Source organism: Streptomyces sp. NPDC045026 (assembly GCF_056432625.1).
Map to the genome: position 1 here is coordinate 572,917 of NZ_JBWKIS010000001.1, position 23,345 is coordinate 596,261.

The following is a 23,345-nucleotide window of genomic DNA, read 5'->3' on the forward strand; positions in this document are numbered from 1 at the left end:
GTGCCGGTCCCACCCGGACAGGCGCAAGGTCAGAACCACTGTTGATCACAGAGGTGTGCTCCGCGCAGCTACGACCGCTCCTTCTCCCGTCGTCCTGCCGGCCGTGAGCCGCCTGCCCCAGAAAACGTCACCGTGAGCACCGATTCCGTGCTGCGCCCGCAGCCCCCTTCTGTCCCCGATTCGCCCCGCCCGCGGCGCCGATCCGGCCGGGCACCGGCCCGTCCCACCGCGGCCGCCGCCATCCACAGCATCAGCGCTGTCACCGCGGTCCTGCTCGGGCTCGTGGCGATCGGCGCGATGATCCATGAGCCGGTCCTGATACCGCCGCTGGCCGCGAGCGCCGCCCTCGTGCACAGCGCGCCCACCCTGCCCCTGGCCCAGCCCCGGAGCATCGTCATCGGCCACCTGCTCGGGGCCGGGTCCGGTTACGCGGTCCTCGCGCTGACCAACAGCAGCCCGTGGACGGCGGCACTCGCGGGAGGCATCACCCTCGCCGCGACGATGCTCGCCCGTACCCCGCACTCGGCGGCCTGTGCCACCGCCGTGATCGTCGTGCTCCAGACGCCCGCCCCAGGGCGCTTCGTACCGCTGCTGTTCGGCTCCACCGTGCTGCTCGTCCTGACCGGCTTCGCGGCCTCTCGCGTACGCCGTGGGGCGCCGAAGTACCCGGCGTACTGGTGGTGATACCGGTGGTGACCTCCGGACGCCGCGCATCGCGCCGGAATTACCGGCGTCATGATGCGCAAACGCCGAAGTCCAGGCCGGCCCACTGCGGGCCGGCCTGGACTTCGTGATCAGGCGTGATCAGGAGAGGTCGAACCGGTCCAGGTTCATGACCTTGTCCCACGTGGCGACGAAGTCCTTCACGAACTTCTCCTTCGCGTCATCGCTCGCGTAGACCTCCGCGACCGCGCGCAGCTCCGAGTTCGACCCGAAGACGAGGTCGGCACGGGTGCCCGTCCACTGGACCTTGCCCGCGGAGTCACGGCCCTCGAAGGTGTTCGCGTCGCCGGCCGTCGCGCTCCACGTCGTGTCCAGGTCGAGGAGGTTGACGAAGAAGTCGTTGGTCAGCGACCCGGGGGTCGTGGTGAGGACGCCGTGCGTCGACTGCCCGTAGTTCGCGCCGAGGACGCGCAGGCCTCCGACGAGGACCGTCAGCTCGGGCGCGCTCAGGTCGAGCAGGTTCGCCTTGTCGATGAGCAGGTACTCGGCAGGCAGGCGGTTGCCCTTGCCGAGGTAGTTGCGGAACCCGTCGGCGGACGGCTCGAGCGCGGAGAACGACTCCACGTCCGTCTGCTCCTGCGTGGCGTCCGCACGTCCCGGCCTGAAGGGGACCTGGACGTCGGAGCCCGCGTCCTTCGCGGCCTTCTCGACGCCCGCGGCACCCGCGAGCACGATCAGGTCGGCGAGCGAGATCTGCTTGCCACCGGACTGGGCGCTGTTGAAGGTCTGGCGGACCCCCTCCAGCGTACGCAGCACGGCCGCCAGCTCGTCGGGCTGGTTGACCTCCCAGCCGCTCTGCGGCTGGAGGCGGATGCGCGCACCGTTCGCGCCGCCGCGCTTGTCGCTGGCGCGGAAGGACGAGGCCGAGGCCCAGGCCGTGGACACGAGCTGAGAGACCGTCAGGCCCGAGGCCAGGAGCTGGCCCTTGAGGGCGGCGACGTCAGCGGCGTCGACGAGCGGGTGCGTCACCGCGGGCAGCGGGTCCTGCCACAGCAGCTCCTCGCTCGGGACCTCCGGGCCGAGGTAGCGCACGATCGGGCCCATGTCGCGGTGGGTCAGCTTGAACCACGCGCGGGCGAAGGCGTCCGCGAACTCGGCCGGGTTCTCGTGGAACCGGCGCGAGATCGGCTCGTAGGTCGGGTCGAACCGGAGCGAGAGGTCGGTCGTGAGCATCGTCGGTGCGTGGCTCTTCGACGCGTCGTGGGCGTCGGGTACGCTGCCGGCCCCCGCGCCCTCCTTCGGCCGCCACTGGTTGGCGCCGGCGGGGCTCTTGAAGAGCTCCCACTCGTAGCCGAAGAGGATGTCGAAGAAGGTGTTGTCCCAGGTGGTCGGGGTGTTCGTCCAGATCCCCTCGAGACCACTGGTGTTCGCGTCGTCACCCTTGCCGGTACCGAACGAGTTCTTCCAGCCGAGGCCCATCTCCTCCATCGGGGCGGCCTCGGGAGCGGGACCGACGTCCTCCGCGGGGCCCGCGCCATGGGTCTTGCCGAAGGTGTGGCCGCCGGCGATCAGGGCGACCGTCTCCTCGTCGTTCATCGCCATCCGGTGGAACGTCTCACGGATGTCGCGGGCCGCGGCGATCGGGTCCGGGTTGCCGTTCGGGCCCTCCGGGTTGACGTAGATCAGGCCCATCTGGACCGCGGCGAGCGGGTTCTCCAGCTCACGGTCGCCCGTGTAGCGCTCGTCGCCGAGCCAGGTGGTCTCGGGACCCCAGTAGACGTCGTCGTCGGGCTCCCAGGCGTCGACACGTCCGCCGCCGAAGCCGAAGGTGTCGAAGCCCATCGTCTCCAGGGCGACGTTGCCCGTGAGGATCATGAGGTCGGCCCACGACAGGTTCTTGCCGTACTTCTTCTTGACCGGCCACAGCAGACGGCGGGCCTTGTCGAGGTTCCCGTTGTCCGGCCAGCTGTTGAGCGGGGCGAAGCGCTGCTGCCCGGTGTCGGCGCCACCGCGGCCGTCACTGATCCGGTAGGTGCCGGCGCTGTGCCACGCCATGCGGATCATGAACGGGCCGTAGTGGCCGAAGTCGGCGGGCCACCAGTCCTTCGAGGTGGTCAGCACCTCCGCGATGTCCTGCTTGACCTCGGCAAGGTCGAGGGTCTTGAACGCCGCGGCGTAATCGAAGTCCTCGCCGAGGGGGTTGGACACGGCAGGGTTCTTGGCAAGGATCTTCAGATTGAGCCGCTCCGGCCACCACTGGCTGTTCGCGCCGTTGCCCTGCGTCGGGTACGGGGCGCTGCCGTGCACGACCGGGCAGCCTCCTCCGCCCTCTGTTTTCGCGTCTGTGACGATCGCATCTTGGTTCTCAGACATGGGAAATCCTTCCGGACGGGGCGGATCACACTGCTCAGGAACTACGGCGGTGGAACGGGTGGGGCGCGGGCCCCGTGGTTGGCCTCAGCCTTGTCGATCCAGGCAATCGAGGCAATCGAGTCAATCTGGACGATCGCGCGGGCCGGGGCGATCGAGACGCGGGTGCCGATCGAGCGGATCGCGTCGATCGCGAGGCCGCGATCTTCCGGGACGGTTCGACACTACGGCTCAGAGCGCGGCGAAGCGGTACGAATCCGGCCGAGTCGAGGGCGCGGAGGGCTTCGCGCGGCGTGCAGAGAACAACGACCGACGCACGACCGCGCGCCCCTCGGAGGTGATCAACTTCTGTCTCCTGCCGCACTGGAGTCTTCCTGTCCCTTGGCTATCGCCATAACCGATCCTACGATGGACAGAATCCAAGTCAAGAAGTGCACCAACCGCATTTCCGATGGGACCGGGAGTGCGCCGGTCAACCTCGGGTAACCCACCGAACCTGAAAAGGTGAACCGATATGAGTGGCCTGCTTGAGCGACTGCGGGGGCGTGGCTGGCGGATGACCTCTCAGCGGCGCGTCGTGGCGGAGGTTCTCGACGGTGATCATGTGCATCTCACGGCCGACGAGGTGCACGCCCGCGCGGTGCAGCGGCTGCCCGAGATCTCCAGAGCGACCGTGTACAACGCGCTGGGCGAGCTGGTCGCTCTGGGCGAGGTCGTAGAGGTCTCCACCGACGGCCGGGCGAAGCGCTACGACCCGAACGCGCACCAGCCGCACCAGCACTTGGTGTGTTCCAACTGCGGAATCATCCGCGACGTCCGTCCGACCGGCGATCCGCTGTCCGGCCTCCCGGCGCAGGAGCGGTTCGGCTTCAGGGTGTCCAAGGTCGAGGTGACCTACCGCGGGCTGTGCCCGTCCTGCGCCTGAATCCAGCTGAGCGGCGCGGCGGCCTTTTCGGAGCCGGAGCCGGTGCCGCCGGCCGGGTCGTCGGCTGGAACCGGGCCCACCCCGAAGGGGGCGCTGTAGCCCCGTACGCCCGTGTCCCGGGTCGTGACCTCGACGGTGTAACCGGCGCCGTCCGGCACCGCGGGCACCGCCGCGACCAGTTCACTCGCCGGCTTGCTGCTCGCTTTCGAGGCCAGCTTGAACAGGCGCTGCACCCCGCCGTCGCCGTCTTCCTGCGCCAGCCAGACGTCGACCTCCTGCCCTGTGCCGTTGCGCCACCCGACGAACAGACTGCTGTTCACGGGGTGCACGGAGTCGGCGGCCGGAGAGGTGACGGTGACCGTGGCGTCGGGCGGTTCGGAGACCGCTGGAGCCGCCGAACCGAGCCAGACGAGCAGCGATGCGGTGGTGACGGACAGGAACCTGGTGCGGAGCATGTGACGACCTCGTTCCGGTGGCTGGAGTACGTCCATCCCCCTCCCAACCCCTCCCACTTGTCCTCGGCGGCCAACGGGCGGGACCGCAACCTTCACCCCATGGGGTGTCGCTCCGCGGAACAATCTGCCGGTGCGGCGATGAGTTCCGGCGGACGATGAGTCATATGAAGCAGCGGACGCACGCGGCGTCCGTCCGAGGAAAGGACGACGCCCCATGCTCACGGACGCGCTGAAGGACAAGGCCGCGGTCATCTACGGCGGAGCCGGCTCCCTGGGGGCGGGTGTGGCACGGGCGTACGCGGGCGCGGGCGCGCGGGTCTTCCTGGCGGGGCGCACGGAGGACACCCTGCGGAAGGCTTCGGCCGAGGTGGGTGCGGAGTACGACGTCGTCGACGCTTTGGACGAGGCGGCCGTGGAGGCGCACGCGGACGCGGTCGTCGAGCGGGCCGGCCGGATCGACATCTCCATCAACCTCGTGCCGCGAGGCGACCTGCAGGGCATCCCGCTCACGGACATGTCCGTCGACGACTACACGCGGCCGGTCGTGCAGGGCATCTCCTGTCAGTTCATCACCGCGCGAGCCGCCGCCCGGCGCATGGTCACCCAGGGCGGGGGAGTGATCCTCTCCCTCGACAGCGGCTCCAGGAACGGCACCCCGATGCTGGGCGGTACCGGCGCCGCAGACGGCGCGATGGACGCGCTGATCCGCCAGCTCGCCCAGGAGCTCGGCCCGTCCGGCGTGCGTGCCGTGGGCATCTGGACCGCGGGTGTCGCCGACACGCTGACGCCGGAGAAGCTGGCCGGGGCCGGCGCACCGGACATGGACGAGGCGGCGTTGCAGGGGGTGCTCGCGCACCTCGACAGCCTGCGCATGACGAAGCGTTCGCCGCGGATCGCGGACATTGCCGCGCTCGCCACGTTCCTCGCGTCGGACGCCGCTTCCTCGGTCACGGGTACGTGGATCCATGCGACGGCGGGGATGTTCCCGAGCTGACCGCCCGAATGCGAGTCTCTGCATCCGCCCCCGGAGGCCCGCTGCCCGACGCCCCTGATGGGTGCAATGAATAGCGTGCGGAGGGTGATAAGGGTGTTATTGGTTCGGAAGTACCGTCATCTCACTTGAGGAGAAGAATGCGTATCCGGACCTATATCGTCACTGCCGCCCTGGGCGCCGTCACCGCCCTCGCAGGGGCAGGCGTGGCCAGCGCCGACGGCGATGCGGACGGCCTTGCCGCCAACTCGCCCGGCTTCGTCTCCGGCAACGTCATCCAGGTACCGATCGACGTGGACGCCAACGTCTGCGGCAACTCGATCAGCGTCATCGGCCTGCTGGACCCGGCGCTCGGCAACCACTGCTCCAACGACTGATTTGACGCCGGAGCAGCACCGCTGGGCCCGCCCGGGGAACCCCTGGGCGGGCCCAGCCCCGTACCGGTCCGGCCGTAGCCGGGTGGCCCGGCCGCTGCCACGTAAAATGGACCAGCAGGTCCACAGTGGCAGCGAGGGAATCCATGACCGCCAGCGGGACGACAGCAGCGCGCCTGACCGTGAAAGGTGCCGCGACCCGGCTACGCATCGTCGAGGGCGCCGCCGCGGAGATCAGGGAGCGGGGCGCTGCCACGACGACCCTCGACGACATCCGTGCCCGCACCGCGACCAGCAAGAGTCAGATCTTCCACTACTTCCCCGGCGGCAAGGACGAACTGCTCCTCGCCGTCGCCGCCCTGGAGGCGGACCGGATCCTGGCGGACCAGCAGCCCCACCTGGACGACCTCGGCAGGCTGGACACCTGGCAGGCTTGGCGGGACTGGCGCGACGCGGTCGTCCGGCGCTACGAACGGCAGGGCGTCACCTGCCCCTTGGGCGTGCTCATGACCGAGCTGGGCCGCAGAACGCCCGCATCGCAGCAGCTGACCGGGCAACTGCTCGCCCAGTGGCAGGCCGCGCTGCGGGACGGAGTGCGGTGCATGCAGGAAAGCGGGCGGATGGACCCCGCGCTGGACGCCGACCGTACGGCGGCCACCCTGGTCGCCACGGTGCAGGGCGGGGTGAGCGTCCTCATGGCCACCGGCAGCATCGCCCATCTGGAGGCGGCGCTGGACACGACGTTGGAGCTGCTCGGCAATTCCGACGCGGATCCGACGCGGAGTGACGATCCGGCCGATGGCCTCCGCCGCCCCTAGGGTCTTTCGTTCGGATCAGGCCGGATCAGGAACCAGGCCCCTCGAGCCCGGCATGATCCAAACGAGAGCACCTAGCGCTGAGACTTCGGGCGCACGGCATCGACGACGAGGTCGAGCATTCGGCCGGTCTGTTCGGGCGTGCCGGTGGCGGCCGTCGACAGGAACGTTCCGAGGACGATCGCGGTGACGTCGTCCGGGTCGACGTCGCCGCGGAGTGAGCCCGCTTCGGCTCCTGCCGCCAGGATCGTCCGGATCGCGGCCGTGATCCGTTCGCGCGTGGTCGGGGTCGTGAGTCGTCCCGAGGCCCAGCCGGCGCGCAGCGTGTCGATCATTCCGCGCTTCGTCGCCGTGAACTTCGCGTAGTTGTCCAGCCAGGCGCGGAGCGCGACATCGGGCGGGAGCTCTGCGAGCAGCGCGGGAGCGCTCATGGTGACGGCGTCGAGCTCGGCGGCGTAGACGGCCTCGAGGAGCGCCTCGCGGGTGGGGAAGTGGCGGTAGAGCGTGCCGATCCCGACGCCGGCCTCGCGGGCGATGGCCTCCAGGGCGACGGTGCCCTCGGCGGCGGCGAAGGCTGCCCGCGCGACGGTCACGAGGTTCTCGCGGTTGCGCAGAGCGTCCGCGCGCAGGGGGCGTTCGCCGCGGTCGGCGGGCGGGGGCGCGTCTGCGGGGGCGCCGGTGGGCGTCGGTTCCGGCGGAGTCAAAGCGGAGGTCCCTCCGGTAGTGGTACGGTCGAGAGAGCGGAGGTTCCTCCGCTTACGCCTATCGTCCCACAGGAGCGACTTCCTTTGACGACCACCGGCACTCCTTCCTCAGACACCACGGCCACGGGCTCGACGCGCCCCGGCGGCCCCGGACAGCTCGCGGGCCGCACGGTCTCTCGCGTCGGCTTCGGCGCGATGCAGCTGGAGCGCCTGCGCGACGACCGCCGCGGCGCCCTTGCCCTCCTGCGCCGCGCGGTCGAGCTCGGCGTCGATCACATCGACACCGCTCACTTTTACGGCAACACCTTGGTCAACGGACTCCTGCGCGAGGCGCTCCGCCCCGAGGACGGCGTACTCGTCGTGAGCAAGGTCGGCGCCGACCCCGATCCGGGCGGTCGCATCCCCCTGCGTCCCGCGCAGCGGCCCGAGGAGCTCCGGGCGAGTGTCGAGGACAACCTCAAATCCCTGGGTGTCGACCAGGTCCCGGTGGTGAACCTGCGGCGGCTCGACTCCGGACCCGGGCTCCGGGCCGAGGGCGACCAGGTGGTCGACATCGACGACCAGCTCGCGGCCATGACCGCGATGCGCGACGAGGGCATGATCGGCGCGATCGGGCTGAGCAGCGTGACGGCCGAGGGCCTGCGCCGGGCGATTCCGGCGGGCATCGTGTGCGTCCAGAACGCGTACAGCCTCGTGTCGCGCGACGACGAGACCATGGTGGAGATGTGCGCCGCCGAGGCAATCGCCTGGGTGCCCTACTTCCCGCTGGGCGGCGCGTTCCCGGGCATTCCCAAGGTGACGGAGGAGCCCGCGGTACTGGCTGTCGCGCAGTCCCTCGGCAGCACGCCGTCGCAGGTCGGTCTGGCCTGGCTGCTCCGGCACTCCCCGAACACGCTGCTCATCCCGGGGACCGCGGACCCCGACCATCTCGAGGCCAATATCGCGGCCGGCGCGATCGTGCTCGACGAGGCGATGGTCGCCTCGCTCGACGCCGTTCCGTCGCGCTCGGCGGACGTGCGCCTCGGCTGATCGACCGCGCCAGGGACCGGCGTTGTCAGACCCCTCTGCGATGGTGTTCGTACGGGGACGGTGCGATGAGCTGCCCGTGCAGTGGGGGAGGGCGGACGATGGCAGAGGTCAACAGCGGCTGGTCAGGCGTGAAATGGGCGGACTGGAAGGACGCCGACAGCATCCGGCGGCGCCTCGATCAGGGCGCTGACCCTGAAGTGTGCGGCGGGGGACGGCCGTTGCACCGGGCGGCGGCCTTCGGCTCACCGGAGGTCGTGGCGGAACTGGCGCGACGCGTACGGGATGTGGACGCGCTCGACGACGGGACGGCCGCGCTCTGGGAGGCGGTCATGGAGAACCGGCCGGACACTGCACGGGCGTTGGCCGCCGCCGGGGCCGATCCTTGGCGACCCCAGGTCGGCGATCTGCGTCAGCGGATCTGTTCCGGCGTCACCGTCAGCCAACGCTTGTCCGCCGTGACCTTCTGGCCCAGCTCCTTCTGCCGCTTCGCCCCCGCGGCCTTCATGCCGTCGATCTCCTTCATGTAGCTGTCCTTGCGGTTGACCCACACGCGCACGCCGCCGTGTTCCACGTCCGTCGACCGCAGCAGCATCGGGCCGTCGCTCTTCGGGGTGTCGCCCGCGGCCAGGATCGGCTTCTGCCAGGCGTCGATGTACGTGCTGATCGCGGCGAGCTTGCCCTCGTACCAGGTGGCGGGCGCCCAGAGGGTGGGCGTCAGTTCGTGATCGGCCAGCTTCGCCTGGTCGTAGTGGCCCGCGGCGATCTCCTTGCGGGAGCTGGTCACTTCACCCGTCTTGCGATCCTTGAGCAGGGCGGAGACGCCCAGTACGTTCTCGGGCCGCACACCGTAGCCGTACTTGGGATCGGCGAGCACCATCCGTACGAGGTCCTCGCTCGCGGCGCTCACGACGTACACCTTGATGCCGTGCTTGCTCAGCGTGCGGTAGAGCTCCTGCATGCCCGTCGAGAACTGCGGCGGCTTCACCCCGCCCGGCAGCGGCTTGTCATAGGCCAGCAACTCATCGATGTAGCCCTTGAGTTGCTTCAACGTGAACCCGGAGAAGATCTGCGCGGCCCACGGATACGAGACCTGGTCATCGATGTCGCACAGGCGGGCGTAGTACTCGGTCAGCGTCTCCTTGTGCGTGGCTGTGTCCTTGAAAGGAATGATCTTCAAGGACGGGTCCATGGTGTCGCGCGTCAGGACGCCCTTCATCTCCAGGAAGGGGAGCAGAGCCTCTTCGAGGTCGTTGCGGTACGTGGTGTTGTCCGCGTCGAAGACCGCGTACGCGCCCTGGTGGTCATGTGCTGCGATGACCTTCGCCAGCTTCTTCGCCGCGGGCGCCGGCCAGTGCTTGAGCTCCGCCGCCACGGAACGCTGTTGTGCGCCGTCCGCCGCCGCCGTGGCCTCGGTGTCCGGCCACATGGCGCCGGCTGCGACCACCGCACCGGTGAGGGCGCCCGCCACGCCGAGGAGGACGAGCTTCTTGCGCTTCGGGTGTCTGTTCACGGCCCGCAATGCTAGGGGGAAAGCGCTCCGATTACCCATGATCGAAATCATGGATTGGGGATGAGGGGCGGGGGTAGGCGTGATGTCGGTGTCTGCGGCGGTCAAGGGAGTTGGCGCATCGGCTGCCGCTCGCGGTCACGGGGATTCCGGAGGGGTCTGCGGCGGTACGAACCAGGCGGTGTCCGCCGCCCACCGCTCGGCCGCCGCCATCAGGATTTCGGTGGCGGGCGCCTTGATCCGACCGTAGTCGAACAGGTCGGGCACGCTCGCCGCCAGCCTCTGCTTGAACGCTCCCCAGGCCCGCCGGGCGGGCGCGTCGGCCCGCAGGTAGTCGCGAAACAGGAGCGCGTAGCGGGCACCTGCGCCTGCGCTCTCCCGGAGATGGACATTGCAGGCCCTGGCGCCGGCCGGAGGTGCGAAGACGAGTTTGCGGCACGGGATCCCGCCCGACACCTCCGTGCGGTTCCACGGCTCGGGCCGACACCGGAAGCCGATCGCCGAGAGCAGGGCGACGTCCCGCGCCTCGTCGATCGAAGGCACCCGGATCTGGACGTCGATGCAGTCCTTGGCCGCGAGACCCGGCACCGAGGTGGACCCCACGTGATCGATGGCCACGGGCACCCCACCCATGGCCACACGCAACTGCCTGGCCAACTGCTCGAACTCCGATGGCCACTGCGACCGGTGGTCCACGACTGCCAAGGGGGGAGACGACCTCATCGGGAAACGGCATGTGATGGCACGCTACCGTCCGGCCGTACCGCCCTCACCTGTCAGGACACGAAGATCTCACCCTGTGTCCCGACGCTCCATCAGATCAAGCCGTGGAATCATCGGGCGGCGGACAGGTGCGGGAACTCTGTGACGGGCGGTGGGTGGGGATGGTCGGCGGATGGGAGTGGGACGACACCTTGTTCGCCGGGACAGCTCGCCACTACCGGCGCGGGCGACTGCCGTACGCCCCCGGGCTGGCGGACATGCTCGCCGACGTTCTGAAGCTTGACGGGCGGGGGCGGCTCATCGACGTCGGATGTGGACCGGGCGTCATCGCCCTGACCCTGGCGCATCTGTTCGGCGAGATCGTCGGCGTGGACCCGGACCGCGGGATGATCGCCGAAGCCACACGTGAAGCCGCCGAGGAGGGCGTGACCGGGAAGACGCGGTGGGTCCAGGCCCGGGGCGAGGATCTGCCGGCGGGCCTCGGCATGTTCGACGTCGCCACCTTCGCCCAGTCCTTCCACTGGATGGACCGTGACCTGGTCGCGGCAACCATCAGGGGCATGCTCAGTACCGGCGGGGTGCTCGCGCACATCTCCGACGTGAAGACGGAGACGGAAGCGGAAACGGAGACAGAGTCGGAGACGCGAAGTGTCGAGGGCCTTCCACATCCGGCGGTGCCCTATTCGGCCATGGACGAGCTGGTGAAGCGGTATCTGGGACCGGTCCGCCGGGCCGGCCGGGGCGTGCTGCCGCACGGGACGCCGGGCGGTGAGGCCGCGGTGCTCACGAGGGCGGGGTTCTCCGGTCCGCAGCGCCATGTCGTGCCCGGTGGCCAGCCACTGGAACGCACCGCTGACGATCTGGTCGCCGGGGTGTTCTCGATGTCGTTCTCGGCGCCACACCTGTTCGGCACGGGGCTCGACGCATTCGAGACGGACCTGCGCCGACTGCTGCGCGAGGTCTCCCCGTCAGGCCGATTCTCCGAACGCGGGCCGAGCACCGAGGTCTTCATCTGGCGCACCGACCCCCGCTGAGCGCGCGTCCCTGACCCACACCACGTCACCCCTGGGACTTCACGCCGGATTCGGCACCGTGGCCAGACCCCTCTTGACCTGACGGGTCACTTCATCGGCCAGGATCTCGGGGAGGCCGTCCTCTACGGCGTCGAGGGCCTGGGCTGCCACATCCGCGGGGGCGACCTTCTGGTCGGCGGGGACCTGGGCGGCCATGTCGGTGTCCATGTACGCCACGTGCAGAGCGGTGACCGTGATGCCGCGGGGTGCCAGTTCCTCGCGGACCGCGTTCGTCTGCGCCCACGTGGCGGCCTTCGTCGCCGCGTAGGACCCGAGACCGGCCGGGTGCAGCCAGGAGAGCGCGGAGAGCACGTTCAGCACCGCCCCTGGGCCGTTGCCCTCGATGACCGGGGCGAAGGCCCGCGTCAGGGCGAGCGGCCCGAAGAAGTTCGTCTCCAACTCGAGCCGAACCGCGTCCAGTTCGCCTGCGATGAGAGTGGTGCCGGTCGAGATCCCGGCGTTGTTCACCAGCAGGGTCGCGTCCGATGCGACGCGGACCGCCTCCCGGATCGACTCCTCGTCGGTCACGTCCAGGCGGAGCGGGGTGACGCCCGCCAGGTCCACGGTCTCGGGGCGGCGTGCCGCCGCGTACACCTTTGCTCCGCGCTGTACGAGCTGCTCGGCCAGATAGCGCCCCAGCCCTCGGTTGGCCCCGGTGACGACCGCGACCGCGCCCTTGAGTTCCATGTCCGCTCCCAGCGATTCGGGGGCCCGTCCGATCGGGTCCGCCAAGTAGATTACGAATGTAATCTAAACAGGGTCTAGGATAGATGGCAACCGACATCCATGCAGGCATCCAATGGCGTCCGTACCGGCATCCAATGGGGAGAACGGGGAGGTGACCGATGGGCCGCGTATCGCAGGCGCAAGCGCTGGAGAACCGCAAGCGCGTCGTGGAGAACGCTTCCCGGCTGTTCCGTGAGCAGGGGACGCACGTCAGCGTCGCCGAGCTCATGAAGGCGTCCGGCCTGACCCATGGCGGTTTCTACAAGCAGTTCGCCTCCAAGGAGGCGCTCGTCGACGAAGCCACCGCCCACGCGTTCGGCGAGCTCACGCAGCGTCGGGCGGCCGGCCTCGAGCAGAGTGACGGGCGGCGTGATGCCGCGCAGCAGGCGTTGATCGACGCCTACCTGTCCGTCGCGCACCGCGACAACTCGGCGGACGGCTGTCCTGCCGCGGCCCTCGCCACCGACATGGCTCGCGGGTCGGGTGACCGTGAGGCCCGCCGCGTGTACAGCGAGGGGGTCGGCGACTTCGCCGACTGGCTTGCCACCGACGACCAGGACGGCGTGGCCCGGCTGTGCACGATGGTCGGGGCGCTCGTCCTGGCGCGCGCCACCAGGGAATTCCCGCTGTCCGAGGAGATCCTCACCGCCGCGCGGGAAGCTCTGAAGTCAGGAGATTGAGGGGGCTGTCGGGGAGCCGAGCTACTGCTGCGCTCCCTCGACGGCGCGCCGCATGAGGCTCAGGAACTGCTCCCGCTCGACGGGGTTGAAGTGGGCCAGGATCTCTTCGCTGATGGCGACGACGGCGGGCGCGAGAGATGTGGCCAGCTCGCGGCCCGCGTCGGTGATGGTGACGAGCTTGCGCCGCCGGTCCTTGTCGTCCTTCGTGATCGCCACGAGGCCGCGGCGCTTGAGGCGTTCCAGCATCGGCGCCGCGGTCGACTTGTCGAGGCTGGCGAGGGTGCCGAGCGTGCCCTGATCCATGGGTCCGTGTGTCCGGAGCAGGCCGAGCGCGGTGAACTGGGGGCCGGTCAGATCCTGGTGGACCTGCTCGTGCCACAGGCGGGTGTGGATCTGGCCGAGCTGGCGCGCCAGGGGGCCGAGTCCGTCGAGCGCGGCGTGGATGGTGGCGGAGGTGCCGGACGTGCCGTCGGGCGGAGTGTCGGTTCCGTTCATCGCTCTGCGCTGCCCTTCCGGAATTGATTAGGACGTACACGTACTATACCTTCGAAGGGATAGGGCGTGTACGTCCTTTTTTGGTGAGAGCGCTGACGCGAGACGGAGGTGGCGACGGACGTGAGACTTGTCGTCGCGATGACAGGAGCGACCGGTGCGCCCTTCGGTGTACGGCTCCTGGAGGTACTGGCGGAACTGGGCGTGGAGACACACCTGGTCGTCAGCCGCTGGGCGCGGGCAACACTCGCCCAGGAGACCGGGCTCGGCGTGCGCGAGGTGCAGGCGATGGCATCGGTGTGCCACAGCCCCGACGACCAGGGGGCGTCGATCTCCAGCGGGTCCTTCCGGGTGGACGGCATGGTCGTCGTGCCGTGCAGCATGAAGACGCTGGCCTCCATTCGCACGGGATACGGGGAAGGGCTGATCGGGCGCGCGGCGGACGTGATGCTCAAGGAGCGGCGGCGCCTTGTCCTGGTGGCGCGGGAGACCCCGCTGTCGGCCGTACACCTGGAGAACATGCTCGAGTTGACCCGCATGGGCGCCACGGTCATGCCGCCGGTGCCCGCGTTCTACAACCACCCCACCACCATCGCGGACCTCGTCGACCACATCGTGGCGCGCGTCCTCGACCAGTTCGACCTGGACATGCCCGCCGCCAAGCGGTGGCAGGGCATGGGAACGGCTGCACTGGGCGGTCCCGTTCGGGACGCGAAGAGCGTCTGAGGCATCGCGTCGGTCGCCCCAACTCACGTATAGAGAACAGGATGTGTCATGACTCAACGCGGCAGTGCACTCAACTTCCGTGACTTTGTGCAGGAGTTGCTCGACACCGCAGACGCGGTCGACATCCAGACGCCGGTCAGTCCCACTCTTGAAGCCGGTGCCGTCACCCGCCGCGTCTACGAAACCCGCAGCGCAGCACCGCTGTTCGGCAACCTCACCGAGGGAGACGCGGGATTCAGGATCCTCGGCGCGCCCGCCGGTCTGAGCCCTCTCAAGGGTGGTGCCTACGGTCGGATCGCCGCGCACTTCGGACTGCCGCGCGACACGACCCCCCGCGCTCTGCTGGAACACCTCGTCTCCGCCATGCACGCCGACCCCGTCGCCCCACGTGTCGTACAGACCGGCCCCTGCAAGGAGAACATGGTGCGCGGACGCGACGTCGACCTCCGCCGCTTCCCGGTTCCGCTGCTGCACGAACAGGACGGCGGCCGCTACCTCGGCACGTACGGCTTCCATGTGGTGCGCACGCCCGACGGTCGGTGGACGAGCTGGTCGGTCGCCCGCACCATGCTCAACTCCCGTGACACGCTGGTCGGCCCTGCCATGCCGCAGCAGCACATCGGAATGATCCACCGGATGTGGCGCGAGAAGGGCGAGCCCACCCCCTGGGCGATGGTGCTCGGCGCCCCGCCGGCGGCGCTCGCCGCCGCAGGCATGCCGCTGCCCGCCGGGGTCGACGAGGACGGCTACGTCGGCGCGCTGACCGGCAGCCCCGTCGAGGTGGTCCGTACCGAGACCAACGGCCTGTACGTGCCGGCCAACGCCGAGATCGTCCTCGAGGGCTGGATCAGCCACGACGAGACGGCTCCCGAAGGGCCCATGGGGGAGTACCACGGCTACTCCTTCGCCGACAGCAAGCCGCAGCCCGTCTTCCACGTCGAGGCGGTGACCCACCGGAACGAGGCCATCCTCCCTGTCTGCGTGGCGGGTCTGCCCCCGGAGGAGAACCACACCATCTGGGGCACGATGATCTCGGCCACGTCCCTGGACGTACTGCGTTCCGCCGGCCTGCCCGTGTCCATGGCCTGGTGCTCGTACGAGGCCGCGACCTGCTGGATCGCCGTGTCGATCGATACGGGGCGACTGGCGGCGACCGGGATGGGGGAGAAGGAGCTGGCGGACGCCGTGGCCGGGGTCCTCTTCGGCTCGCACACGGGCTGGCTGGTGCCCAAGGTCGTCCTGGTCGCGGACGACATCGACATCACCGACGTCGACCAGCTGGTGTGGGCCATGGCGACCCGCTACCACCCGGGCACGGGCGAATACGTCTATCCGCAGGCGCCGGGGATCCCGATGGTTCCGTACCTCACGGAAGAGGAGGTGCGCACGGGCAGGGGCGGCAAGTCCGTCATGAGCTGTCTGCTGCCCGGACAGTTCGAGGGTCGAGCCCCGGGCGTCACCGCCTCGTTCGCGAACTCGTTCCCGGACGAGGTGCGGCAGCGGGTGATCGACAACTGGACCGACTACGGTTTCGCCGAGACGAGTTGAGTGTGCGGCCGGACGTGCTCGGGGTGTTCGGCCCAGGTGTACGTGGGATCGGCGGGCGGGTTTGGCCTCCGGTGGGCCTTCGCGGGTTGCGGGTGCGCTGGGCCGAGAGGCCTGGGCCCTCCCGCCGACGTCGTCAGGCCAAGGTCTGCGTCAGCTCGCTTCGGGTCGGCGTGTGGACGATGCGGCCGAGTGCGCCGTTGACGATGGGCATGTAGGGCGGGAGGTGGCCGCATTCCAGGTCGGCGACGATCGGCACGTTCAGGGAGCCGAGTGCGTCGAGCACGGCCTCGTGCTGGGTGAGGGTGCGGCGGTCCGGGGCGTCGGTCCGGCCGACGAGGATCGCGTTCGCGTGGTCGAAGAAGCCGGCGAGCTTCATGCCGTGCAGGTTGCGGCAGATGGTGAAGGCGTTGTCCTCGCACGCCTCGACGTAGACGAGGAGCCCGTCGGGGGACTCGTCGCGGGCGAAGGCCGAGGTGTCGAGGTAGGGGGTTCCCGCGAGATTGCACAGCGTCTCGATGCAGCCGCCGATCAGCCGCCCCTCGGCCTCCACGTCGCCACTGCCGTCGAGCCGGGTCCAGGTGCCCGGGACGTCCAGCGTGTACTCGCGGATGTCCGGGAAGACGGCGAAGTCGTCGAAGCCTCCGGAACGGTGGTGGCCGGGCGGGGTCTGCGTGAAGCGGTGACCTGGGGGAGCGGCGACGATGTCGAGCCATGTCAGCAGTCCGTCGGGCACGCGATAAGGCGTGTCCATGAGGTTGTTGCCGTGGACGGTCGCGGTGCCGGTGAGCAAGGTCAGCGGGGTGATCAGGGTCGAGACGTCGGAGAACCCGACGAGCCAGGTGGGCTCGGCGTCGCGCAGCCGGTCCCAGTCGAGCAGCGGGACCAGATCGATCGCCGTCTCCCCGCCCCACGGCGGAACGACCGCGCTGATGGTCGGATCGGTCAGCATCGACATCAACTCGCCCGCACGATCGGCGGCCGAGGCACTCACGTGCCGGGAACCGCCCATGCACTGCCCGACGACGACCTCGTACCCAAGGTCCTGCACCGTACGAACGGCGACCTGGAGCCGCGCACCCAACTCCTTCGACACACCGCTCGACGGAGAGGTGACACCGATACGGTCACCGGGACGCAGGGGGCGCGGGTATCGAATGGGCATGCGCGGAGTCTGGCACGAGGCGCTGCGCGGCCGACAGGGGTTTGCGCGGCGCCGAAGCCGGCTGTGACAGGGGGGATTGGCACATCGGGTGGGAGCGGGCCCCGTAGGACTGCAGCTCTGTCTCGGTAACCTGCGCTCGTGAAGCGTATGGAGCGTGTCATCGGTGCTGTTGTCGGCTCGGCGGTGGGTGACGCGCTGGGAGCCCCCTTTGAGTTCGGCCCCGAAGGAGCGTTCTCCGCGCGGTTTCCCAGGCCGGGTGTCGGCGGCGAGATGTGCGGGGGCGGCGGCTGGGATCCGGGGGAGGCGACGGATGACACGCAGATGGCCGTGCTGGTCGGGGAGTCGCTGCTGGACCACCGCGGCCTGGATCTGCCCGACATCTTCGCGCGCTTCAGGAAGTGGGCGGCGTCGGAACCCAAAGACATCGGCCTGCAGACCGAGGACGTCCTGACCAACGGCATGCCGTGGGACCAGGCCGCGGCCATCCATTTCCAGGTCAACCAACGAGCCGCCGGCAACGGCTCCTTGATGAGGGCGTCGACGTCCGCGATCCACTTCGCCCGTGCCGGTCAATCGGCCACAATGGATGCCGCCCGGCGCATCGCCGCCCTCACCCATGGAGATCGCGCGGCCTGGGAAGGCACCGCCATCTTCCATGAAATCGTCCGTGTCACCCTGGCAGACGCCGATCCCCTCGACGCGCTCGCCGACATCCTGGATCTCGTCCATCCTGACCACCGCCCGCGCTACGCCGCGGTCCTCGCCCCCGACTGGCATCCCGATCTGGCGACCGAGTTCAACGGCGCGGTCTGGCCCTGCCTTGGGTCGGCGGTCTGGGCTCTGCGCACCACGACCACGTTCGAGGATGCATTGTGCGCGGCCGTCGACATCGGTGGTGACACCGACACGGTTGCCGCAGTCACCGGTGGCCTGGCGGGAGCCCGCTACGGGCTCGGTGCGATCCCCGTGCGATGGGTCGAGCCGCTGCATGTCCCTCTGCCGGGGTTCGGCGGGCGGGTGTTGCGGCTGCGCGAGTTGGTCGGTCTCGCGCAGCGCCTTGGTGGCTGACGGCAGGAGGCGACTCCTCAGGCGAGCGTGACTTCCACGGGCAGCTTCTTGATTCCGTTGATGAAGTTGGAGCGGACGCGTGGGACGTCGCCGGTGAGGCGGATGCCGGCCAGGCGCGGGATGAGCTCCTCGAACATGATGCGGATCTCGGTGCGCGCCAGCAGGTTGCCCAGGCACAGGTGCGGGCTTCCCTTGCCGAAGGTGACGTGGTCGTTGTCGGCGCGGGCGACGTCGAAGTCGTACGGGTTGGCGAAGACCTTCTCGTCGCGGTTGCCGGAGGCGTACCACATGACGACCTTGTCGCCCTCCTTGACCTGTTTGCCGCCGAGTTCGACGTCGCGGGTCGCGGTGCGGCGGAAGTGGTAGACGGGGGACGCCCAGCGCAGGAACTCCTCGACCGCTGTCGGGATCAGGGAGGGGTTCTCCTGGAGGCGAGCCAGCTGTTCCGGGTGCTGGAGCAGCGCCAGCATGGAGTGGGTGATGGTGTGGCGGGTGGTCTCGTTGCCGGCGACGACGAGGAGCAGGAAGTAGTTGTCGAAGTCCTGTCCGGACAGCGGCACTCCGTCGCGGGGGGTCTCGTTGACGAGCTTGGAGACCAGGTCGGTGCCGTGGCCGCCGCGCCGCTGCCGGGCCAACTCGCGCCCGTACTCGAAGACTTCGAGGGAGGCCGGGGAGCGGAACGGCAGGTCGCGGTACTTCTCGCTCTCCTCGCTGCCGAGGAGCACGTCCGCGTAGTCGGGGTCGGTGTTGCCGATGATCCGGTTGCCCCAGTCGATGAGCTGCTGGTTGTCCTCCGGCGGTACGTCCAACAGGCGGGCCAGGACGTTGATGGGGAAGTCGGCGGAGACCTCCTTGACGAAGTCGAAGCTGCCCTTGGCGAGCGCCGCGTCCAGGGTCTTGGCGGTCAGCCCGCGCAGGAAGTCGGTGTAGCTGTTGATGACGCTCGCGCCGAACTGGCGCTGGAGCAGGCTGCGCATCGCGCGGTGACGCACGCCGTCGAGTTCCAGGATGGAGGCGCGCTTCTTGATCTGGTCGTCGTCGACCTCTTCGAGGTTGACGAATTTGGTGGAGGTGAACGTCTCGGCGTCGCGGTCGACGCGTGCGATGTCCTCGTGCCGGGTGACGGCCCAGAAGCCCGAGTTGGGGGCCTCCTCCGGCTGCCAGTGGACCGGGTCCTCGTGGCGCAGGGTGTGGAACATGCGCCAGGGGGTGACGCCGTCGGTGAAGTTGTCGAGGTCTGCGAGGTCGACGTCGGCGAGCGGCATGGGGTCGGTCGGGGCGATGGCGTCGGTCGGGTTCGTCATGAGGGTGCTCCTGAAGGTGGGGCGGCTGCTCAGAGGTGGTACGCGTACTCGGTGAACTCCCAGTCCGTGACGCGGCGGTTGAAGCGGTCGACCTCGTCGCGCTTGTAGGTGAGGAAGGACTCGACGAAGTCCTTGCCCAGGGCCCCGGCCAGCGCGTCGTCCGCTTCGAGGGCGTCGAGCGCGGCGGGCAGCGTCGTCGGCAGCATGTGGGACTTCTCGGGGTCGTAGCCGTAGCCCTCCAGGGGCGCCGGCGGCTCCTTGCCGTCCTGAATGCCGAGGAGCGCGGCGGCGCAGAGCGCCGCGATCGCGAGATACGGGTTGGCGCCGGCGTCGCCGAGCCGGAGCTCCAGGCGGGCACCGGAGCCGCGCTCGGGCGGGATGCGGACCATGGCGCTGCGGTTGTCGAGGCCCCAGTCGATCAGCCACGGTGCGAGGGTGTCGGGCCCGAAGCGCTTGTACGAGTTCACGGTCGGGTTGAGCACGGCCGCGAGCGCGGGTGCGTGCGCGAGGATGCCGGCGATGGCGTGGCGGGCGGTGTCCGACAGGCCGTAGGCGCCCGAGGGGTCGTCGAAGACGTTGCGGCCTTCCTCGGCGGCGGAGTCGCCGGCGGCCTCGCCGGAGAAGTGGAGGTGGAAGCCGGAGCCTCCCGCGTCGTTGAAGGGCTTGGCCATGAAGGTGGCCAACTTCCCTTCCTTGCGGGCGAGTTCCTTGACGGCCGACTTGAAGAGGAAGGCGCGGTCGGCGGCGTCCATCGCCTCCGAGTGGGTCAGGTTGATCTCGAACTGCCCCGCGTCGAATTCGTGGTTCGCGCTGATGACGCCGATATCGAGATCGCGCAGCGTGCGCAGAGTGGGCAGCAGGGTGTTGTCGGCGTCGGCCCGCAGACCGGCGGTGTAGACGGCGCCGGTGACGCCCTGCCCGTAGCGGCGCCAGCCGGTCGGCGCGGCCGTGTCCTGTTCGAGCAGGAAGTACTCGAGCTCGGGGCCGATGATCGGCCGCAGCCCGGCTTGTTCGCAGCGGGCGAGCACCGAGCGCAGCAGGTCGCGCGGGGACTCCGGGCTGGGGGAGCCGGTGGCGGGGTCGGTCGTCTCGCCCAGGCACCAGGCGACGCCAGGCTCCCAGGGGAGTGCGCGGGAGGTGGAGAGGTCGGGTCGTACGGTCACGTCCGGGAGGCCTGCGTCGAGTCCGCCCCGGACCGGGACCACGTCGCCCTGCGGGCTGGTGTGGTAGACCGCGCGGCAGAAGGCGAGGCCGTGGTCGCAGGCGGCGGGCAGGTGGTCGAGCAGGATGTCGCGGGCGCGGTCGGTGCCGATCAGGTCGGGATACGTCACCCGGACCACGTCGATGCCGTCGGCGGCGAGCCGGTCCATGGCTGTGCGGACTTCTGGGGTGTCTTGAGCGCTCACCGATGTCTCCTCGGCGGATGTGAACGGGGCGTGGCTGCGGGCGGCCGGGGCGACGTGGCCCGCCCGGCGGAGGCCCGGCGTCGGGGTACGGACGCCAGACCGGTGTCCGCCCGTTGTTTGGTGCCAAACGGTATGGATGGCCGCCCCTCTCCGCAAGGGGTGTGGGGCAAGAATTTATCCATCTGGATAGCTCTTGACCAGCGCCCGTTCGCTTCCTATGTTGTTTGAAGCCAAACGAGTTGGGGAGCGCGGTCATCCGCACCCCTTTGGCCGGGGCCCGGCCATGCAGCCGGGCCCCACTTCCCGCAGAGCGCCCCGACGCCCTCACCTCCAGGAGGACCGGCCATGAAGGTCGTCGTCGACATGAGCAAGTGCCAGGACCACGGACAGTGCGTCTTCTCGGCCCCCGACGTCTTCCAGCTGGACGACAACGGGCGCCTCGCCTACGTCAGCGACCCCGACGACGCGCTGCGCGACGAGGTCGAGGAAGCGGCCGACGTCTGTCCGCTGCAGGCCATCCGGATCGAGGACTGAGATGGCCGACACGACTCACGTCCCACCGGGTCCGGGACGCGTCGTCGTCGCCGGTGCCTCGATGGGCGGACTGCGCGCCGCCGAACAGCTGCGCGCCGCCGGCTGGACGGGCGCGATCACGGTCATCGGCGACGAGCCTCATATGCCGTACAACCGGCCGCCGTTGAGCAAGGAAGTGCTCGCCGGGAAGGCGCCCTTCGAGTCTCTCGCGTTCACGCCCCGAGCGAGCGCGGCGGACGTCGAGTGGCGGCTGGGCACCACGGTCGCCGCCGCGCGCCTTGCCGAGCGCGTCGTCGTACTCGACGACGGCACGGAACTCGCCTTCGACGGCCTGGTCGTCGCCACCGGAATGCGGCCGCGCAGGCTGCGCTGCGACGGCCCCACGGGCCCGGGCAGCGGCCGGCACACCGTGCGCAGCCTCGCCGACGCCCGGGGCCTGCGTGACGAACTGACCCGGCCCGGAGTCCGTGTGGTCGTCGTCGGCGCGGGCTTCATCGGCTGCGAGGTCGCCGCCACCGCGAAGGGCCTCGGTGTCGGGGAGGTGACGGTGGTCGACCCCGAGCCGCTGCCGATGCTTCGCCCGCTCGGCGCACTCCTGGCCGGCTCGCTGCACCGGCGCCACGAGGAACGCGGCGTGCGCTTCGCCCTCGGTGCGGGCGTCGCGGGCTTCGAGGGCGAGGACCGGGTGACCGGTGTCGTCCTGACCGACGGGACGGTGCTGCCGGCCGATGTGGTCGTGGAGTCCGTCGGCTCGATCGCCAACACCGAATGGCTGGACGGCAACGGCCTGGATCTCTCCGACGGGGTCCTGGCCGACGAGCAGCTCCGCGTCGGTGGCCACCCGAACGTCGTCGCCGTCGGCGACGTCGCCCGCTTCCCCAATGCCCGTTACGACGGCGTACCGCGCCGCGTCGAGCACTGGTCGATCCCCACCGACACCGCCAAGCACGCCGCGAAGAGCCTCGTGGCCCATCTCGTGGGGGGCGGGGCGCAACCCGCGCCGTTCGCCCCGCTGCCCACCTTCTGGAGCGACCAGCACGAGTTCCGGCTGCAGTCCTTCGGCGCACCCGCCCTCGGCATCGCCGACGTGCGCGTCCTGGACGGCGACCCGGAAGGCGACGTCCTCGTCGGCTACCACGCCGACGACCGGCTCGTCGGCGTGGTGGCGCTCGGCGGCCCCGCCACCACCACCGGCGCCGTCCGCTACCGCGCCCAGCTCCTCGCGCAGCCCGCCCTCATCTCGTAAGGAACCCCCTGACATGGCCAGCGTCCGTGGTTACTTCCACCCCAAGACGGCGACCGGCGACGCCTCGCTGATCCCCTCCCCGCCGTGGCACTACTCCGGCGACCTGCTCACCGTCGAGTACCGCACCGACCCCGCCCGCGTGCGTGAACTCCTGCCCGAACCGCTGGAGTTGGCCGACGAGGACCCCGGCGCCGTTGCCCTGATCTGGGCCGACTGGCAGTCCTGTGCCGCGGACGGGCGCCAGCTGCTCGATCCCGTGCTCGCCCAGTACAAGGAGGCCTTCGCGGTCGTGCGCTGCCGGTACAAGGGGCGCACCTACTCGCGGTGCGTGTACATCTGGGTCGACAAGGACTTCGCCGTCGCGCGCGGCCTGCACCAGGGCTACCCGAAGAAGCTCGGCTCCATCCACCAGACCCGGCCGCACCCCTACGGGCCCGCTCCGCGGATCGAAGCGGGCGCCCGCTTCGGCGCGACACTTGCCGCGGCCGACCGTCGCCTGGCCCAGGCCGTGGTCACCCTGCGCGAGCCGTCCGTGGCCAACGGCTTCGTCAACAGCCACCCCATGGCCCACCACCGCTGGCTGCCCTCGATCGAAAAGGGCAAGGGCCTGGCTCTCGACGAGCTGATCGAGACGGGCGCCGCGTCCTTCGAGGCCGGTCAAGCGTGGGCCGGTGACGCGGAGTTGGAGCTGTTCGAAGCGCCCACCGAGGAGCTGGCCCGACTGGAGATCAGGGAGCCGATCGCCGCCTACTACCGGCAGGTCGGCGTGGTGTGGGACGGCGGCACGCTGCTCGAGTCCGGCACCTCCGACGCCGAGTAACTCC

25 protein-coding genes are annotated in these 23,345 nt (G+C 69.9%); 15 read left to right on the top strand and 10 right to left on the bottom strand.

The genetic code is table 11. The features are described from left to right. Positions 1–132: 132 nt before the first annotated feature. Positions 133–684, top strand: a complete 552-nt coding sequence (locus AC07EJ_RS02530) for an HPP family protein (RefSeq protein WP_389481665.1) — start codon at positions 133–135, stop codon at positions 682–684. 120 nt (positions 685–804) lie between these two features. Here the strand turns inward: AC07EJ_RS02530 and katG are convergent, their stop codons facing one another. Next, complete coding sequence (katG, locus tag AC07EJ_RS02535) at positions 805–3,036, bottom strand: catalase/peroxidase HPI (protein ID WP_389481667.1); 2,232 nt, start codon at positions 3,034–3,036, stop codon at positions 805–807. A 511-nt stretch (positions 3,037–3,547) separates the two neighbouring features. On the opposite strand from katG, the gene AC07EJ_RS02540 reads away from it, so the two are divergent. Next, complete coding sequence (locus AC07EJ_RS02540; RefSeq protein ID WP_478883581.1) at positions 3,548–3,958, top strand: Fur family transcriptional regulator; 411 nt, start codon at positions 3,548–3,550, stop codon at positions 3,956–3,958. Here the strand turns inward: AC07EJ_RS02540 and AC07EJ_RS02545 are convergent. Further along, the gene (locus tag AC07EJ_RS02545; protein ID WP_389481669.1) at positions 3,928–4,413 is read right to left on the bottom strand and encodes a hypothetical protein; all 486 of its coding nucleotides are present in this window, start codon (positions 4,411–4,413) and stop codon (positions 3,928–3,930) included. The two genes, AC07EJ_RS02540 and AC07EJ_RS02545, sit on opposite strands and share 31 nt — an antisense overlap. A 214-nt stretch (positions 4,414–4,627) precedes the next feature. Between AC07EJ_RS02545 and AC07EJ_RS02550 the strand changes: the two genes are divergently transcribed. The 3 genes from AC07EJ_RS02550 to AC07EJ_RS02560 all read left to right on the top strand — a co-directional run bounded on the left by AC07EJ_RS02550 (position 4,628) and on the right by AC07EJ_RS02560 (position 6,596). Further along, a complete protein-coding gene (locus AC07EJ_RS02550) occupies positions 4,628–5,407 on the top strand; it encodes an SDR family NAD(P)-dependent oxidoreductase (RefSeq protein WP_478883582.1) in 780 nt (259 codons plus the stop codon). Positions 5,408–5,544: 137 nt separating this feature from the next. Continuing rightward, entirely contained in the window at positions 5,545–5,781 is a 237-nt protein-coding gene (locus AC07EJ_RS02555; RefSeq protein WP_393585147.1) for a chaplin, read from the top strand. Positions 5,782–5,924: 143 nt separating this feature from the next. After that, complete coding sequence (locus AC07EJ_RS02560; RefSeq protein WP_478883583.1) at positions 5,925–6,596, top strand: TetR/AcrR family transcriptional regulator; 672 nt, start codon at positions 5,925–5,927, stop codon at positions 6,594–6,596. Positions 6,597–6,667: 71 nt separating this feature from the next. Here AC07EJ_RS02560 and AC07EJ_RS02565 read toward each other — a convergent pair whose 3' ends face one another. Beyond that, positions 6,668–7,297, bottom strand: coding sequence for a TetR/AcrR family transcriptional regulator (locus AC07EJ_RS02565; RefSeq protein ID WP_478883584.1), 630 nt, complete (start codon positions 7,295–7,297; stop codon positions 6,668–6,670). An 84-nt stretch (positions 7,298–7,381) separates the two neighbouring features. Between AC07EJ_RS02565 and AC07EJ_RS02570 the strand changes: the two genes are divergently transcribed. Then, positions 7,382–8,326 (top strand): aldo/keto reductase, encoded by a 945-nt coding sequence (locus AC07EJ_RS02570; RefSeq protein ID WP_393585149.1) that lies wholly within the window; start codon positions 7,382–7,384, stop codon positions 8,324–8,326. Between the two features lie 98 nt (positions 8,327–8,424). Continuing rightward, on the top strand, positions 8,425–8,853 hold the full coding sequence (locus AC07EJ_RS02575; protein WP_478883585.1) for an ankyrin repeat domain-containing protein: 429 nt from the start codon (positions 8,425–8,427) through the stop codon (positions 8,851–8,853). Here the strand turns inward: AC07EJ_RS02575 and AC07EJ_RS02580 are convergent. Together AC07EJ_RS02580 and AC07EJ_RS02585 are read right to left on the bottom strand one after the other, a co-directional pair. Further along, positions 8,736–9,836, bottom strand: a complete 1,101-nt coding sequence (locus tag AC07EJ_RS02580) for an HAD family hydrolase (protein WP_389481684.1) — start codon at positions 9,834–9,836, stop codon at positions 8,736–8,738. The genes AC07EJ_RS02575 and AC07EJ_RS02580 overlap by 118 nt on opposite strands. Before the next feature lie 135 nt (positions 9,837–9,971). Further along, positions 9,972–10,556, bottom strand: a complete 585-nt coding sequence (locus AC07EJ_RS02585; protein ID WP_389481687.1) for a GrpB family protein — start codon at positions 10,554–10,556, stop codon at positions 9,972–9,974. A 161-nt stretch (positions 10,557–10,717) separates the two neighbouring features. On the opposite strand from AC07EJ_RS02585, the gene AC07EJ_RS02590 reads away from it, so the two are divergent. After that, positions 10,718–11,590 (top strand): class I SAM-dependent methyltransferase, encoded by an 873-nt coding sequence (locus tag AC07EJ_RS02590; protein WP_389481912.1) that lies wholly within the window; start codon positions 10,718–10,720, stop codon positions 11,588–11,590. 39 nt (positions 11,591–11,629) lie between these two features. Here AC07EJ_RS02590 and AC07EJ_RS02595 read toward each other — a convergent pair whose 3' ends face one another. After that, positions 11,630–12,316, bottom strand: a complete 687-nt coding sequence (locus tag AC07EJ_RS02595; protein WP_478883586.1) for an SDR family oxidoreductase — start codon at positions 12,314–12,316, stop codon at positions 11,630–11,632. 158 nt (positions 12,317–12,474) lie between these two features. On the opposite strand from AC07EJ_RS02595, the gene AC07EJ_RS02600 reads away from it, so the two are divergent. Continuing rightward, positions 12,475–13,035 carry a TetR/AcrR family transcriptional regulator gene (locus AC07EJ_RS02600; protein WP_393585157.1) on the top strand — a complete coding sequence of 187 codons (561 nt, stop codon included), beginning with the start codon at positions 12,475–12,477 and terminating at the stop codon, positions 13,033–13,035. A 21-nt stretch (positions 13,036–13,056) separates the two neighbouring features. Here the strand turns inward: AC07EJ_RS02600 and AC07EJ_RS02605 are convergent, their stop codons facing one another. Next, complete coding sequence (locus tag AC07EJ_RS02605; protein ID WP_389481694.1) at positions 13,057–13,530, bottom strand: MarR family winged helix-turn-helix transcriptional regulator; 474 nt, start codon at positions 13,528–13,530, stop codon at positions 13,057–13,059. Between the two features lie 120 nt (positions 13,531–13,650). On the opposite strand from AC07EJ_RS02605, the gene AC07EJ_RS02610 reads away from it, so the two are divergent. Next, positions 13,651–14,253 carry a non-oxidative hydroxyarylic acid decarboxylases subunit B gene (locus AC07EJ_RS02610; RefSeq protein ID WP_389481696.1) on the top strand — a complete coding sequence of 201 codons (603 nt, stop codon included), beginning with the start codon at positions 13,651–13,653 and terminating at the stop codon, positions 14,251–14,253. Positions 14,254–14,301: 48 nt separating this feature from the next. Then, on the top strand, positions 14,302–15,801 hold the full coding sequence (locus AC07EJ_RS02615; RefSeq protein ID WP_389481698.1) for a UbiD family decarboxylase: 1,500 nt from the start codon (positions 14,302–14,304) through the stop codon (positions 15,799–15,801). Positions 15,802–15,934: 133 nt separating this feature from the next. Here AC07EJ_RS02615 and AC07EJ_RS02620 read toward each other — a convergent pair whose 3' ends face one another. Beyond that, complete coding sequence (locus AC07EJ_RS02620) at positions 15,935–16,963, bottom strand: S66 family peptidase (protein WP_389481700.1); 1,029 nt, start codon at positions 16,961–16,963, stop codon at positions 15,935–15,937. Positions 16,964–17,110: 147 nt separating this feature from the next. Between AC07EJ_RS02620 and AC07EJ_RS02625 the strand changes: the two genes are divergently transcribed. After that, positions 17,111–18,031 (top strand): ADP-ribosylglycohydrolase family protein, encoded by a 921-nt coding sequence (locus tag AC07EJ_RS02625; RefSeq protein ID WP_389481914.1) that lies wholly within the window; start codon positions 17,111–17,113, stop codon positions 18,029–18,031. A 17-nt stretch (positions 18,032–18,048) separates the two neighbouring features. Here the strand turns inward: AC07EJ_RS02625 and AC07EJ_RS02630 are convergent, their stop codons facing one another. Together AC07EJ_RS02630 and AC07EJ_RS02635 are read right to left on the bottom strand one after the other, a co-directional pair. Further along, on the bottom strand, positions 18,049–19,335 hold the full coding sequence (locus AC07EJ_RS02630; RefSeq protein WP_478883587.1) for a cytochrome P450: 1,287 nt from the start codon (positions 19,333–19,335) through the stop codon (positions 18,049–18,051). A 29-nt stretch (positions 19,336–19,364) separates the two neighbouring features. Next, positions 19,365–20,741: a glutamine synthetase family protein gene (locus AC07EJ_RS02635; RefSeq protein ID WP_478883588.1), complete on the bottom strand. Its 1,377-nt coding sequence runs from the start codon at positions 20,739–20,741 to the stop codon at positions 19,365–19,367. A 345-nt stretch (positions 20,742–21,086) separates the two neighbouring features. Here AC07EJ_RS02635 and AC07EJ_RS02640 point away from each other — a divergent pair, with 345 nt between their 5' ends. The 3 genes from AC07EJ_RS02640 to AC07EJ_RS02650 are packed head-to-tail and all read left to right on the top strand — an operon-like array spanning position 21,087 to position 23,341. After that, positions 21,087–21,275, top strand: coding sequence for a ferredoxin (locus AC07EJ_RS02640; RefSeq protein ID WP_478883589.1), 189 nt, complete (start codon positions 21,087–21,089; stop codon positions 21,273–21,275). Between the two features lies 1 nt (position 21,276). Continuing rightward, a complete protein-coding gene (locus tag AC07EJ_RS02645) occupies positions 21,277–22,521 on the top strand; it encodes an NAD(P)/FAD-dependent oxidoreductase (RefSeq protein ID WP_478883590.1) in 1,245 nt (414 codons plus the stop codon). Positions 22,522–22,534: 13 nt separating this feature from the next. Further along, positions 22,535–23,341, top strand: coding sequence for an acetoacetate decarboxylase family protein (locus AC07EJ_RS02650; RefSeq protein WP_393585170.1), 807 nt, complete (start codon positions 22,535–22,537; stop codon positions 23,339–23,341). Positions 23,342–23,345: the final 4 nt, after the last annotated feature.